At 60.6% G+C, this 13,752-nt stretch carries 14 protein-coding genes; 7 read left to right on the top strand and 7 right to left on the bottom strand.

Annotated features, from left to right (window positions below; translation table 11 throughout):
- Positions 1–357: 357 nt before the first annotated feature.
- Positions 358–1,314 carry a 2-dehydropantoate 2-reductase gene (locus RX329_RS09635; protein WP_317245768.1) on the top strand — a complete coding sequence of 319 codons (957 nt, stop codon included), beginning with the start codon at positions 358–360 and terminating at the stop codon, positions 1,312–1,314.
- A 192-nt stretch (positions 1,315–1,506) separates the two neighbouring features.
- Here the strand turns inward: RX329_RS09635 and RX329_RS09640 are convergent, their stop codons facing one another.
- A complete protein-coding gene (locus RX329_RS09640; RefSeq protein WP_317245769.1) occupies positions 1,507–1,932 on the bottom strand; it encodes a cupin domain-containing protein in 426 nt (141 codons plus the stop codon).
- A 303-nt stretch (positions 1,933–2,235) separates the two neighbouring features.
- Between RX329_RS09640 and RX329_RS09645 the strand changes: the two genes are divergently transcribed.
- Entirely contained in the window at positions 2,236–3,282 is a 1,047-nt protein-coding gene (locus tag RX329_RS09645) for a transporter (protein ID WP_317245770.1), read from the top strand.
- A 129-nt stretch (positions 3,283–3,411) separates the two neighbouring features.
- Here the strand turns inward: RX329_RS09645 and RX329_RS09650 are convergent, their stop codons facing one another.
- The 6 genes from RX329_RS09650 to RX329_RS09675 all read right to left on the bottom strand — a co-directional run bounded on the left by RX329_RS09650 (position 3,412) and on the right by RX329_RS09675 (position 8,293).
- On the bottom strand, positions 3,412–4,164 hold the full coding sequence (locus tag RX329_RS09650; RefSeq protein ID WP_317245771.1) for a substrate-binding domain-containing protein: 753 nt from the start codon (positions 4,162–4,164) through the stop codon (positions 3,412–3,414).
- Between the two features lie 211 nt (positions 4,165–4,375).
- Complete coding sequence (locus RX329_RS09655; protein ID WP_317245772.1) at positions 4,376–5,152, bottom strand: hypothetical protein; 777 nt, start codon at positions 5,150–5,152, stop codon at positions 4,376–4,378.
- 165 nt (positions 5,153–5,317) lie between these two features.
- A complete protein-coding gene (locus RX329_RS09660) occupies positions 5,318–5,668 on the bottom strand; it encodes a hypothetical protein (RefSeq protein WP_317245773.1) in 351 nt (116 codons plus the stop codon).
- A gap of 335 nt (positions 5,669–6,003) precedes the next feature.
- Positions 6,004–6,909 carry a hypothetical protein gene (locus RX329_RS09665; RefSeq protein WP_410706483.1) on the bottom strand — a complete coding sequence of 302 codons (906 nt, stop codon included), beginning with the start codon at positions 6,907–6,909 and terminating at the stop codon, positions 6,004–6,006.
- Positions 6,909–7,448, bottom strand: a complete 540-nt coding sequence (locus RX329_RS09670) for a hypothetical protein (RefSeq protein ID WP_317245775.1) — start codon at positions 7,446–7,448, stop codon at positions 6,909–6,911. Before RX329_RS09670 ends, RX329_RS09665 begins: the two co-directional genes overlap by 1 nt.
- Positions 7,449–7,981: 533 nt before the next feature.
- On the bottom strand, positions 7,982–8,293 hold the full coding sequence (locus tag RX329_RS09675; RefSeq protein ID WP_317245776.1) for a helix-turn-helix transcriptional regulator: 312 nt from the start codon (positions 8,291–8,293) through the stop codon (positions 7,982–7,984).
- 244 nt (positions 8,294–8,537) lie between these two features.
- On the opposite strand from RX329_RS09675, the gene RX329_RS09680 reads away from it, so the two are divergent.
- The 5 genes from RX329_RS09680 to RX329_RS09700 all read left to right on the top strand — a co-directional run bounded on the left by RX329_RS09680 (position 8,538) and on the right by RX329_RS09700 (position 13,638).
- Positions 8,538–9,203, top strand: a complete 666-nt coding sequence (locus RX329_RS09680) for a hypothetical protein (RefSeq protein ID WP_317245777.1) — start codon at positions 8,538–8,540, stop codon at positions 9,201–9,203.
- A gap of 169 nt (positions 9,204–9,372) precedes the next feature.
- On the top strand, positions 9,373–9,666 hold the full coding sequence (locus tag RX329_RS09685; protein ID WP_317245778.1) for a hypothetical protein: 294 nt from the start codon (positions 9,373–9,375) through the stop codon (positions 9,664–9,666).
- 6 nt (positions 9,667–9,672) lie between these two features.
- A complete protein-coding gene (locus RX329_RS09690) occupies positions 9,673–11,334 on the top strand; it encodes a bifunctional DNA primase/polymerase (protein ID WP_317245779.1) in 1,662 nt (553 codons plus the stop codon).
- The gene (locus tag RX329_RS09695) at positions 11,331–12,416 is read left to right on the top strand and encodes a DEAD/DEAH box helicase family protein (RefSeq protein ID WP_317245780.1); all 1,086 of its coding nucleotides are present in this window, start codon (positions 11,331–11,333) and stop codon (positions 12,414–12,416) included. Before RX329_RS09690 ends, RX329_RS09695 begins: the two co-directional genes overlap by 4 nt.
- Positions 12,352–13,638, top strand: a complete 1,287-nt coding sequence (locus RX329_RS09700) for a hypothetical protein (protein WP_317245781.1) — start codon at positions 12,352–12,354, stop codon at positions 13,636–13,638. The genes RX329_RS09695 and RX329_RS09700 overlap by 65 nt, the downstream gene beginning before the upstream one ends.
- Positions 13,639–13,752: the final 114 nt, after the last annotated feature.

The raw sequence follows: 13,752 nt of genomic DNA on the forward strand, positions 1-13,752 counted from the left end.
AGCGCTGGCGGTGACTGTCCGACGATGGCGGCCCTGCGCCATCGGTCGGCAGGTTCTCCGGCGACTATGGCCTATGGCGGGGACCGCGAGACCGCCCCGTGCGAGGATATTTGCACTTTTTCAATCTGCTATAAATTATGTAGCACTTCGTACCCAAGGCGGTGCGCCGACGGGCCAGAAGCAGACCTCAAACTGCGAATGCTTTGCCCGCTTCCGCCGCGTGAGCCGACATTATCAGCCAAGTCTGTCAGGTCCGAAAGGGCCAACTGCGGCCGTTCGACGGGTCACTCCCCGGTCTATTGCGTGGTATCGTTCGTCGATCGTGCCTTGAGGGCGTTGAGCTAGTGGAGGCGGCTAATGCGTATCGCTGTGATGGCAGCCGGCGCCCTCGGTGGTTATTTCGGTGCACGTATGGCTGCTGCAGGGCACGATGTGGTCTTTATCGCGCGCGGCTCCAATCTCGACGTTATCAAGAAGAATGGCCTCAAAGTCGAGAGCGTGCATGGCGATCTTCATTTGCCTAAGCCGAACGTGACCGACGATCCTGCCAAGGTCGGTCCGGTCGATATCGTTCTGTTCGCAGTCAAGCTATGGGACAGCGAGAAAGCGGCCGAGCAAGCTCTCCCGTTGGTCGGGCCCCGCACCCGTGTGATCCCACTGCAAAACGGCGTCGACAGCGCGGAGCGGATTGCCCCTATCCTCGGCACCGACAATGTGGTTGCTGGCAGTGCTTATATTGCTACGGTGCTTTCCGCACCTGGCGTCGTTACCCACACAAGCAAGTTCGCACGTATGGTCTGCGGGCGCATCGACGGTAAGCCCGATGCGCACCTCAAGGCCTTTACCGACGCCGCTCATGTGGCCGGGATCGACATCATGCTGTCCGACGCGATTGACCGAGAGCGCTGGCAGAAATTCGTATTTCTGGTCGGATTATCCGGCGCGACCGCTACGACTCGCCAGCCGCTCGGGCCCATCCTGGCGGACCCCGACACGCGGTCATTCTTTCTCAGCCTGATGCGCGAGGTGGTGGCGGTTGGCCGTGCCAAGGGCGTTCCTATACCGGAGCATTTTGCCGACGACAGACTGAAATTCGGCGATGCCTCGCCACCCACCTTCAAGGCCTCGATGCTGCACGACCTCGAACGAGGCAACCGGCTCGAACTCGACTGGCTTGCCGGAAAGGTGGTCGAGTTCGGTCGCGAGATTGGTGTGCCTACACCGGCAAACCAGGCGGTTTATGCCGTGCTCAAGCTGCACCGAAATGGGAGCGAAAACCTCCTTGAAAGTCGTAGGGCCGCGGCCGCCGACTGAGGCAGCCGCGCAATTCTCGGATGTCCGTGATGGGTCAAAATGCGAAGAACTCAACGTGAGCAAATCTGGTCCGCCATGCCTCGGTGAGCGGACCTCGTGGAACGCCGCCGCCACTTCGCTGATGGGCCAACAAGCGGCATTCAGAAATAACGAGGTTCGCGCGCAGAGCGCGAATGCAGCCGGCCCACTCAATTAAGATGGCGCAGGTATCAGGCCGTGACGTTTCATGATCTCGCCCATCCGGGCAGGATCAGGAGGCGGAGGGCCGCCGATGGCTATGGCCATTTCTCGGAAGTATTCCGGCCCGAGAACGCCTGGCGTGAGAACGCAAAGCATTTTCGCAATCGCCTGCGTCTCGTTGACGAACCCGTGGACAACACCGCGCGGGATGAAGAGATCGTCTCCCGGCTTGATCTCGATGCACTTGCCGGCGACCGTCCAAGTGATGACGCCCTCAAGACCATAGATCGTTTCTTCCCAGTCACGGTGATGGTGCGGGACCGGCATACGGGAGTTTGGCGGGATCACCACCTCAAACATATCAAGCGCCCCGCTGGTATCATACTTGGTGCGTAAAAACCGTAATTGCATTGCGCCAACCTTGATAAGTTCAGCCATTGTCGTGCCTTCCGTTACGCCATAGAAAAGATCGCGGGACGGCTCAGCTCATCCGCACCGAAGTATCAGCAGCAAGCCTATGGCCGGACCTTGGGCATGTCTATTGAGCAATGATGTCTGGCATGGGTCAATCGCGTCGGATTGGCGCTCAGCGACAAGCTTCCGGTCCGCGCCCATCATCGGACATATAGCTGCACCGCCTCAACGGAAGCGATGGCCAACAGCTGAAGTGACAGAATTAACGTACAATGGACGACGCGCGTGACATCAAGGGGTGGACAATGATCAATCGAGTCTCGTTCATTGTGGCTCTGGTCGCATCGACGGCCATCGGCGCATCATCCAGGCATCGGCGGCATTGGCGGTGCTGGCGGCATTTTCACCATTGGCGCCGGCACCCTCGATCAGGGGCAGTTCGCCTTTTCCGCGTTCGTTGATTATCTCCGGCTGAAGCAACTGAGCGATCCGACTCTGCTCGCTAATATCGGCAAAGACGTCCATGGCCTGCAAACGGTAGAGAGTCGGGCGCTTGCGTTTGCCTACGGCATCACTAACGACTTGACGGTGTCGGTGCGCCTGCCATGGGTGCGCCGCACCGGCATCCTCGAAGGCGTGCAGGAAGACCCGGCTGATCCCGCCACGGTGCCTGATCGCGGCATTACTTCTGGCTTTGGCGATGTGACCTTGCTTGGCCAATATCGCTTCTTGAACAATCAGGTAAGCGGAACGCAAGCGGCGATGCTGTTCGGCGTCAAGGCACCGACCGGCGCGACCCACTTGGTTGACCCGTTCGGTGAGCTATTCGAGGCCGAATTTCAACCTGGATCGGGCTCTTGGGATTGGTTGTTTGGCGCCGCCTTCAGCCAGCGATTGAATCCGGCCTTGAGCTTTCACGCGAACATACTCGCGATCGCAAGCGGGACCGGGACGCAAGACACCAATCTCGGCAATCGGTTTCTCTACAATGGCGCGCTTTCCTACCGGCTGTTCGGCGAGACCGCGAGCGAGCCGCATTCGCATGACCCGCGGAACGCGTATGCGCATGCCGGCCATGATCATTCGCGGATGGTGACCAAGGCTCCAATAACGGCCGCTCCGCACGGACATGTTGCCCTCGACGCTTTGCTTGAGATCAATGGCGAGTGGCACGACAAGCAGCGAACCGCCGGCGTCACTGATCCAAATTCAGGCGGCAACACGATATTTATTTCGCCGGGTTTGCGCCTGACAGTCGAGAACTGGTCGAGCTACGTGATGGTCGGCATCCCGGTCGTCAATGACTACAAAGGGATTCAAGCGACCCCCACGTGGCGCGTCCTGGCCGGGGTCTCCGCCGTCTTCGGGCCCTGATCCAGCGGACCTTGTGGAGAGGTGCCGCCACTTCGCCGATGGCCATCAGCCGACATACACCAGTGGGTAAGGCAATCCGCTGTAGCAGCGTGGCTTGAACGTCGTTGTCCCACGAAGCAGCTGATTCTTTCACCCTGGCCTCATACCTTTGCTCTTGATCACCGATATGGCGTCCGACGTTCTCAGGTAGTCGACGAGCGCCTTCGCGGCTGCGGCTTCCTTCGTGCCCGCACCGAGCGCGGCCGTGAATACGACATCCTGCTGCAAGTGAGCAGGGAACGGGCCAACCACATCGAGGCCCGGCACCGTCAAGACGTTCATCAGGAACAGCGCGAGTTCAGCCTCGCCCTTGGCGACCACAGCGACGACCTGTGCCGGCGTCGGCTGCGCTCTCATCTTGGCATTCATCTGCTCGGTGATGCCGAGGCGCTCGAATACCTTCGCTATTGAATAGCCGGTTGCGCTTTCCGGAATCGAGGCGACCGATTCCGCCTTGAGCAAGGCAGCTTTTAGCGCGTCGGGCGTGGAGATGTTGGGCTTCGGCGCACCGGCGCGAACCGCGACGCCGAGGCCGACACGAGCTATGTCCAGCGTCGGCCCGGCTGCGAAATGTGATCGCGCGCCAGCGTCCCCCATCACCTCGACCGGCACGACGCCGACATCAAACGGCTTGCCGGAGGTCGCTTCCTTGATCAGGTTCGGAGTGGTGCCGAAGAAGACGTCAAGCTTGTGGCCTGAGGTTTGTTCGAACTTCGGCTTGAGACTCGCCCACACTGCTGTCATGGCGCCGCCGGCCAGAACCCTCAACTCAGCTGCGGTCGCAGCCGATGACAGCATCATCACGGCCAAGATGCCACCTGCCGCGAAAGAAAACGTCCTCATGTGCCCCCCACAAGTTAATATGAACTGAGCGTTTGATCGCACGTCGACGCTACGCCATTCTAGGTTAAAGGCCTAATGTCTCAGATGGGTCAATCACGTCGATTTAGTCCTCCCGCGATGATTCTCGGTCAGCCCCGATGAGCGGACATCTTGAGTGCCCATCGTAAGGGCTCAAACGGGCCAGCAACCGAAGTTGCCGAACAAGTCTGGACTATGAACGCGGGAGATCGAACTCGAAAATTCGGCCGTAGTTACGTACGGGTGCGCGAGTGCCGGATAGACGCAGTGCACACCAAAAAGCGACTTGGTTTGCAGTCAGAACTGGGCGATCAAGACTTTCCTCCAAAGCCTTAATCACCCCAATGGCCCGGAAGCCGTTGCCACCAATGAATACGGCTTCGGCGTTTGTCGGCACATGCGAACGGACCCAGTCATAGAGTTGGTCTGGCTGTATAGCCTGCTGATCCGATGGCAAGCTCGCCGGTCCGCTGTAAACAACTTCCAGCCCTTGGCTCCCGAAGTAGGCAACACCCTGCTGATCCATTTCGGTTGAGAACCATGGTGGACTGATGAGCGCAACCTTTGTAGCGGAGAGCGCACCCAATGCGGCAGCAGCAGCAGCGCACGGAACGACCACCGGGATGCCTCGCGTGCGAGCTTCTAAACGGGACTTAAGCGTCGCATCATCGGCTGCGCCTCGAACATAGCTGCTGCTAGTGAAACCGAAAGCGATTGCGTGGAGCGGAGCCATCGCCAGCATCTCGGCAGCATCATCCACCGCAGGCGGATCGGCAATAGCGCGAACAGGGTCATTCGCGATGGTCGGGTCCATCGTTCCGCCCGGACTGTAGCCACCAAACGGAATGCGCGCGGCGTGTATCGAAATCCCATCAGGAGCGAGCGCATTGAATTCCGCTTCTGGAACTATATCAGCGTGGGGTGTGAGAACGCCAATCCGTGTCTGGCCCCATCCATCCGGTTGCCACATGATGATCTCCTGCCACAGAAGTCAGTCCCAGAAGATTAACCCGAGGTTACGTCCTTTGCTACCGCATGGTTCTGCGATTTGATGACCGCTTCGGGTCATTCGCGTCGTCTTGACCCTGCGCTGACTACTTCCGGTTTCCATCCAACACCGGACATGCCCGCGCCGTCACTTCCCTCGCTGCTTGATCGCCCACAGCCGGTAGGCTTCGTCCTCGTAGGGATCATCGCCTGTCGGCGGCGGGACCAACTTCGCGCCTTCCTCACGGAAATGCTGGAGACCACGGCCCAGCCTGCGACCTTCGAGCGTGTGCTGGTCGTTCGCCCAATCAGGCACCTCCGGCGCGAAGCCCTCCAGCATCGACCTGAGCCCGATGGCCGCCGCGAACTGGGTGCCAGCGCGGGACTTCGGCGACCGGCACATGATCCTGATGCAGTTGCCGACGATGAGGCGGGCTTCGCCGATGCTTTGCTGCAGCGCCTCCCTCGACTGCGCCAGCGCCATCGCGACGAACGGCACGACCCATGGCGCCGCGATCGTGTCGAGGTTTTCACGGCAGATGACCCCCGGCCGACTGCAGACCATGCTGTGGAATGCCTAGCTGGTGTGGATCAGTTCGCGGGCGAACTCCATCCTTCGCGCTCCATGCCGCGCCTGATCCCCTTCTGCATCGCTGCGACGCAGGCCATCGCCGGAAGGCCGCCGCGCGTGTCGGGGATCATTGGTCCGCTCCGTCGCGCGAGGCGGGGCCGACGATGATGGTCTCGCCTGCGACCTTCGCTGCGACGATCGCGCCGGCCGGTTCGAGCGAATATTCCCCCCGAGCAGAGCACCACACGGCCAAAGGTTGAGTGTTAAGGCGAAGAACCCCGAGAGCGATGTGGTGTGTCGTGAGCGCGAGGAGGAGTGGCGCTAAGTGCTCTGCATCCTCGCCAGTTCGCTTGCGGCCTCCTCAATGAGGTCCCGCCATTTCCGGTCGGACTGCCGCTTGAACAGTCGCGCGATGTCTTGCGCCAGCTTCGCACCGTCGGGCGTCTCGATCGCGGCGAGGGCCACGGCAACCTGCTCATCAGCTTGGCCTCACGCAAGATGCGCTCTCTGATCGCCGCGCGGATCGTGCTCTCGATGTGATCGGCCAGCTCCTTCTCCAGCACATGTGTCGGCGGGATCAGCTTGCCTTTGCCGTGGTCTGCCAACTTCTGGTCGAGCCACTCTATCAGTTGCGGCGTCGTCATCGCGTTCAGCTCGACGCGACGGGTCTGCAGCCATTGTTCCCAACGGTGACCGTCTCGCTCGCGGATGTAGTCAGCAACCGGCTTGAAGCGCTTCGCCGCATCCACCGCCTCGACCTCAAGCCCCATCTCGACGGCCTCCCAGGGTTCGAGACCGAGATTGATGATCCTGATCTTGCGCGCACCACGCGCCTTCGTTGCTTCCTGCAGGGTCTGGTAGATCATCGTCCCGCTTGCGTCGGCGTCATGGACGCAGAACACCTCGACGGGCTCATCGTGATCGACCAGTTTGTCGATCAGGTCGCGCGCGGCTCGCGTCGAAAAACCCTTCGAAGACATTACGGCGCAGTCGTTCCGCTCCATCCAGCGATCCTGCTTCAGCGCCTCCTGTGCGCCCTCCTTCTCGATGTACAGCAGCTTGTTGAAGGTCCAGGCCGGTCGCACGTACTCCTCGACCATGAGGGTGCCGAGCGTGATGGTCTCGTTGCAGTGCGGATGCGTGATTGAGCCGCGCGGCTCACGGTACATCAAGGCAATCTCGCCGTACTTGTTCTCGTAGTCGGTCCGCGGGTGCCGACTGGGAAGTCGATCGGTTCGACGCTCACGACGGTCGTCGCGCCCTCGCGCTCTGGGCGCAACTCGATCCGGCGATTGCGCGTGATGACGACAAGGCGTCCTTCCGGAGCTAGCACCGCGCCGGCGACCACCCGCAGGCCGTTGCCGAGCGCGCCCCGTTTGGGCAGCCTCAGCAACTTGGTCGAAATCATTGGCCTGTTGATGCTGAACAGCCGGGCGATCTCCTCGGGCGACCCGTCGATGCCGGGGCCATCATCCTCGACGAAGTAGCCACCGGAGGACAGTTGGCCGATGTCAACCTCGGCTCCGGTGTCGAGCGCGTTGTCGGCCAGCTCCTTCAGAACCAGACGGCGGAGCTTGCTCGCCGCCACCCCAGCCTTCTGCTGCAATCCCTCGACGGTGCGGAAGTGGGTCCAGTCTTCCCGCTCAAATTTTAGATTCTTGGCCGATGGTTGGCTTGGTAACTGGCGATCCGAATTGTTAAAGCCCATGGTGGCCTCCCTACGACGGTTAGTAGGGCAGGGGCATTCGGCTCGTCGCGCCGGCGCGGTGCGGCGCTGCGTTCATGGGTTTTCAGTGAGGCGGGGGTAGTCTTATCGCGGGCAAGCCGCATCGGCCAAGCTCCATTTGGCGTTGATGTCTGTGCTTGTTCCACAGAAGGCCGGACGTTAGCGCGTCGCGGCCTTCATCTATTTCACCCCAGCAAATCACGCATGGCAACCCCCCTGTAGATGGCGCGCACGTCCTCGCCGACAGCCGTGCGCACGCCGACGAGGATGTCGAGTCAGGTTCGTGGACGAGATCAACTGTTCGCGCGCTTGATGGTCGCCCCCCGATAGGCGGCCGAGTGACCCGGCGCGGGCGCCGCTCGCCCAGCTTCGAGGCGTTCTAACGCGATGTCAGCCCGAAGCCATGTTCGACCTCTGGCTTGCGCTCGAGATTGATCAGCGCGTCCTCGAGCATTTCCAGCGGCTTGTGCAAACGTCGCTGCCTGAAGGCTGCTATGGGTAGGACAACCCCATCCTCAGCGCGTTTTCGAATCGTCCCCGCCAGGAGCAACCGTGCGCACGCGCCGCGCCTTGCCGCGCCCCCGACGCGGATCGAATTCGTCAACAGCGTTCTGCCACGCGATGATCTCGTCCTCAAACCAGACGCGCCGGTTCGGGCTGATGTAGGTCGATTTGGGGAAGCGGCCGGATTTCTCCATGCGGTAGAGCGTGGTGCGCCCGACCGGGATGATCTCCAAAACCTGCTTTTCGTCGAGCATGCGGCGAGGACGAGATTTAGCCGGTGCTACGTCCTCCGTTTCAGCTTCGCGTTGATTGGCTTCTATCATCACCATCTCAAGGTAGTTCCAGCGGTGCCGCGCCCGCTATACCTGCCCGACCGTAGGTTTCGTGAGGCCAGCGATCCTCCCGGGCGAGTAACGCTGCTGTAACGATATTTGCGCTTAACCTGGGAGTCTCTCAACAAATGCGAAGTGCGAGCTTGTTCTGCGTATAGAATGGCGCATTTGCTGCCAACGAAAACCGGCGGAGCATTTTCGTGCTGCAGACTAGCGTTCCAAGCGGCCAGCCCGAATGACAAAGCACAGGCGACCGCTTATCAACGTAAATAACCGTGAGCAGCAGTTCGCGAAACTGCTTGCGGCGATGGGTCTGAACGAGATTGGCCCCCACGGGGAGTATGCACTGAAGGTCGCTCTTGAGCAGATCGAACTCGATTACCAACGCAGTGTTGCGGATCCTTCAAAACTATTGGTCCCGAAGCGGGTACGACAACTTCGCGCGGCCATAGCGAAGGTGCTCGAGCTTCATAAAGCTGCGGGGTCCGATACCTTGGACAGCGAAATCGTGTTGGCTAGCATGCAGCTGCTCAACCCCAACGCGGATGCTAGTACGTTGCGGGGGCTCATTGCCGACTACCGTCTTGAACGCCGCTTGGCTGTCGAGTTATCGCCCTACATGCAGGACATCGACCACTGGCTAACGGCCAATCAGGAGGGCTACAAAAAGCGCCAGGTGCGGACAGTAGTGGTCGAGCCATTTCTAAAGCTGATGGCCGCGTACGAGATCACCACCAGTCGCAGGGAGCGGCCGCGCAAGCAGATATTCGATGCTTTGTTCGACTGGCTCGGGGTCGAACAGAATATCCGAGCATCCAACGCCAATATTAACACGATTGCCGCAGAACTCGCCGGCGCAGGTCCCAAGAAATCAAAGGCAAATCGGCGCCCCAAAAAGTGACCGCCGCCTTTCCTGTAATTTAGCCAGACCAAGTCCCAGAATGAATAACCCCAACGCGCCGCCGCGTCGGGGTTTTCCCTAAAACTGGGTTTGCATCCCGGTCTTGGCTCGATTGCACAATGACGATGCCATGCCGGTGCGACCCCGCAGGAGCGGAGGTCTCCACGCTATGAATTTCACCATCGTGCCGCGCGGTCCCAAACCCAAGCCGCCGATTCCGTTGCGCCGGTACGTGTACCGCGCATGTCGCGACATTGAGCAGATCACGCGCACGGCGCTGACCTGTACGCCGACTGACAGCTGGTCGCAGACGCTTTTCACCAACATCATCCGCGCGATGCGCAATGCGGCGGACGAGCTTGAGCGTGCCGTCGAGCTGCGCGTTGCCGAAGATCGCGCAGCTCATCAAGAAAAGCTCGCCGATACGCGCGAACGCGAACTTGAAGCGCGCAACCGCAAGTAAGTCGTGATGACGAAAGTGAATGCGGTTGTGAACACGACTATCTCCAAGTCCTGGCGCGACGTGGTGCTGCGCGCACGTCCCTTGAGCACGCGCGGCGCCGCCGCGCTCCAGTATGCGGCCATGGGCTGGGAAGTCTTCCCCGCGCCGGCCGGACAGAAGAAATCGCACAAATCGGAAAAGCACAGCGGGGCCAAATGGGGCAAGACCACGGACCCCGAGGAAATTCGCAGCGATTTCCGCAAGTGGCCCGACGCCAACGTGGCTATCGTCACTGGCGAGACATCTGGCATCTTTGTCATTGAGGCCGATACTGTCGAAGGCCATGGCGTCGACGGTCTCGCGTCGATCCGAGAGCTGGAGCGCGAGCACGGCCCTTTCCCTGAAACCCGTATCGCGGTGAGCCCCAGCGGGTCGGTCCACCGCTATTACCGGCATCCTGGTGCCGGAACCTACGTCAAGAACAGCACAAGCGAACTTGCGCCGGGCGTCGATGTTCGCGGCGATGGTGGCATGGTCATTGCTCCGCCCAGCATCAAGCCGGGCGTCGGCGAATATCGCTGGCTGAACGATCTGCCGATTGCGGATGCGCCGGTTTGGCTGATCGAAGCAGCGACCAAACAGAAGGAAGGAAAGAAGTCTCCGTCGCGCGCACCTGCACCTAAACAAGCGCAGGCGGAGAACGGCCTCGAAGAGCGCGGTAAGGGCCGCCAGCAGCTCAATGTCGGTGGCGACCTCGACGAGATCCAAGCGGCCCTGATGGCCATCCCCAACCATGCGAGCGTGAACTGGGCGGAGTGGAACCGGCTCGCAATGGCTGTGTTCGCTGCGACCGGCGGGTCAACAGCTGGGCTCGCGATGTTCGACAACTGGTCGCAGAAGTATCCGGCCTATGATGCCGATGCGACCGAAGCGAAATGGAACGCGCTCGAAACGTGCCCGCCGACCGAAATCGGCGTCGGCACCCTTTTCTATCTCGCAGATCAGGCGTCCCCGACGTGGCGGGCCGACTACCGGCTGGCGGCCATCGCCCCTGATCCCATCCGTGTGGGAGCCGCGAGCATCAGCGTCGTCGAGCATGCAGTTGAGCTGTTCGATGATGCACAGCCGCTGCGCGGATCGCTCGCCGAAAAATATCTGGTCAGTCTTGGCCTCACGCTCCCGGATGCTGCGCATGACGTTCTGCGGTTTCACCCTGCTTGTCCGTTCGGCGAGTTCACTCTGCCTTGTCTTGTCGCTTATGTGCAGGACGGCGTGACCAACGAACCTGTCGGGCTGCATCTCACGGCCCTGGGTCCCGATGCGACCGTGATCGAGCGCAAGACCATCGGCACGATCGATTGTTACAGCGTCATCAAGCTCGGCGGTGAGCCTCCCTATGACCGCGGTGAACTGACGATCGCGGCGAGTCTGGAGACCGCGCTGGCCGCGATGATGTCCGACTTCAGTCCGGTGTGGTCGGTTCTGTCGTTGGATGGTATCGCAACTTTTCCGAAGCCGCGCTATCACAACATCAAGCGACTGACGGTGATCGTCGATTGCGAAGATGGGATTGAGGCCGCCAAGAAATGCACGAAAGTCTGGGGTGATCTGGTTCACATTGCCGCATCGGCGCGCAAGTCGGCCGATCTGTTCCCGTTCGATCTGGTGCTGCCGCTGGTGCAGCGGTGAACGATACGTTTGTCGCCATTGATCAAGCTGAGAAGCCCGGCGATGCTGTGCCGGTGGACGTCGCGCGCGAGCAGATGCGTGCGGCCGTGGATGTGTTCATCGAGCAGGCACTGCGGTTTCACGCGACACCGGCTCCCCCGGCAGGTGTGATCGACCTCAATTATGAGCCCGCGCTGCATGCCGCCATCAAGTTGACAACTGGAGACGGGAAGTCCGAGCAGATGCGGCAGGGCGCCGCGAAGTTTGTGCTGGAGCAGAAGCGCCGGCGGCATCAACTGTATCGTGTCATGTTTCTGGTGCCGACTCACCGGCTGGCTGAGGAGGCCAGCAGCAAGCTCATGGTCGTGTTCGGTGCGCACGGCATCTCGACAGCAATTTATCAGTCGCGCGAGGCGAAGGATTTGAAGACCGGTGAACCGCTGTGCCGCAATATTGAAGCGGTCAAGGCGGCGCAGAGCATCGGCGCCGATGTGCACAAGACTTGTTGCGACAATGGCAAGATCACGTGCCGGTTTTTCCGTAGCTGTGCGTTTCAAGCGCAGCGCGAGAAGGCGAAGTGCGCCGATGTGGTCTTTGCCGCGCATGAGTTGATGTTCGTTACGCTCAACCGGTTCGGCAAGGATACGTTTGGCCTGGTGATTATCGACGAGGGCTTCTCGTTGAAAGGAATTCTGCAAGACCCGCGTCAAACACGGATTAAACTCGGTGAGATCTGGGACGAGAGTCTGACGAGGTATCCCGTGCGCAAGAAAGAAGAGATTCTAAAGGAGGATACCAGACAACTGGGTGAAATTAGCAAGAAGCTGCAGGCTTCGTTGATGCAGATGCCGGACGGCCGGTTGATGCGGGAGGCCCTGATCGACGCTGGTGACGTGAACATCAGTTATGCCGCCGCTGCCAAACTCGAGTTCAAGCGCATGGTCAAGATCGAGTTGCGGCCGGATACGGGCGCCGAAGAGCGACGCGACTTTGGTCGAGCAGTACAAGTACATGCGACAAGTCCGGCGCCGTGCCCGGATGTGGAAGACGCTGGAGGAGTTCCTGAACGGGCACGAGGACATCGCCGGCCGTTTGATCCTTGAGACCGTCATCGAAAACGGCGTCGCTGCGCGATATCTTCGCGTGCTCGGCAAGAAGGAAATTCACAAGACGGTCACCGCACTGCCGCTGTTGCATGGCGACGCGACGATGGAGATCGAACTGGTCCGGCATCACTTGCCGTACCTGACAGTGCTGCAGGAAATTGATGTGCTTGCGCCGCACGAGCGCATCACGCAGATCGTTGGTCTCGCGGTCGGCAAGAAAATTCTCGCGTTGCCGGATGAGGCAAAGCACCCGGCCGCCTACGCCAAACAACAGGCCCGGCGTAATCGGTTGCGGGCGCTGGTGATCCATCTCGCGCGGGGGCGTCGCACCCTCGTGATCTCTCAGAAGCATGTCGAAGACGTTTTTGACGAGATTCCAAATCTCGATGCGGCCCATTTTGGCGCTATCGAGGGGCTGGACACCTACGGCAATGTCGAGGTGCTGATCACCATCGGTCGGCCGATGCCGAGCCCGTCGGCGATCGAGATCTCGGGATCGGCGCTGACCGGCAAGCCGGTGATGGTCGGGAAACGGGAAAAGCAGCAGCGGCCGGTCCGGTTCAAGGACGGCACCGAGCGCCTACTGCAGTGTAATGGATACGAGAACGACACTGCCAATCTGATCTGTGGCGCTATCGCCGAAGGTGGCGTCTTGCAGGCGCTCGGCCGGTCGCGTGCGGTGAACCGGACGGCGGAGAACCCGGTCGAAGCATTTGTGATCCTCGACGACCTGACGCTGCCGGTGCCCATCGATGCGCTGGTGCACGTGGCCGATGTCGAGCCCAATGAGATCGATGCGATGATGGCGCGTGGCCTGGTCCCGGAATGGCCGGCGGACGCCGCCAGGCTGTATCCGGACCTGTTCAAGGACCGGAAAGCCGCCGACTACAGGTACCGCCGGGACGGTCGGGTTCCGGCGATGTTCGCCGCCACGTCTTATAGTGCGAACGGGCACACTTCGTCGGCCGGCGCTTATAGCGATTTTGGGCGCACCTCGGCGCGAGGTGAGCCGAATGACGCTAAGAATAGATATTCTTATAGCGCCTTTTGGCTCACCTCGATGTTGTGCCGCTTCAAGGTTAGCGGGCGCGGACAACGCGAACGGCGGGCGCTGCTGTCTGCCGAGATCGTTCCGAATGCGAAGGCGCAGATCGAAGCTGCACTGGGCGAATTCGCTTTGTTCGAGCTGATCACGGGCGATGGCAGGTCGAGTTACTGAATTTGGTTTGAGGTGCGGGTGGGAGCAGCTTTCGATCCGCCTCCAGCACGTCAAAAGAAGGGCGGGTGCGACGGATGCATTGGCGACCAGGAATGTTTCATCGGCCGCCCCGGC

Origin of the sequence: Bradyrhizobium sp. BWC-3-1, assembly GCF_032917965.1 — a bacterium.
Classification (GTDB): domain Bacteria; phylum Pseudomonadota; class Alphaproteobacteria; order Rhizobiales; family Xanthobacteraceae; genus Bradyrhizobium; species Bradyrhizobium canariense_D.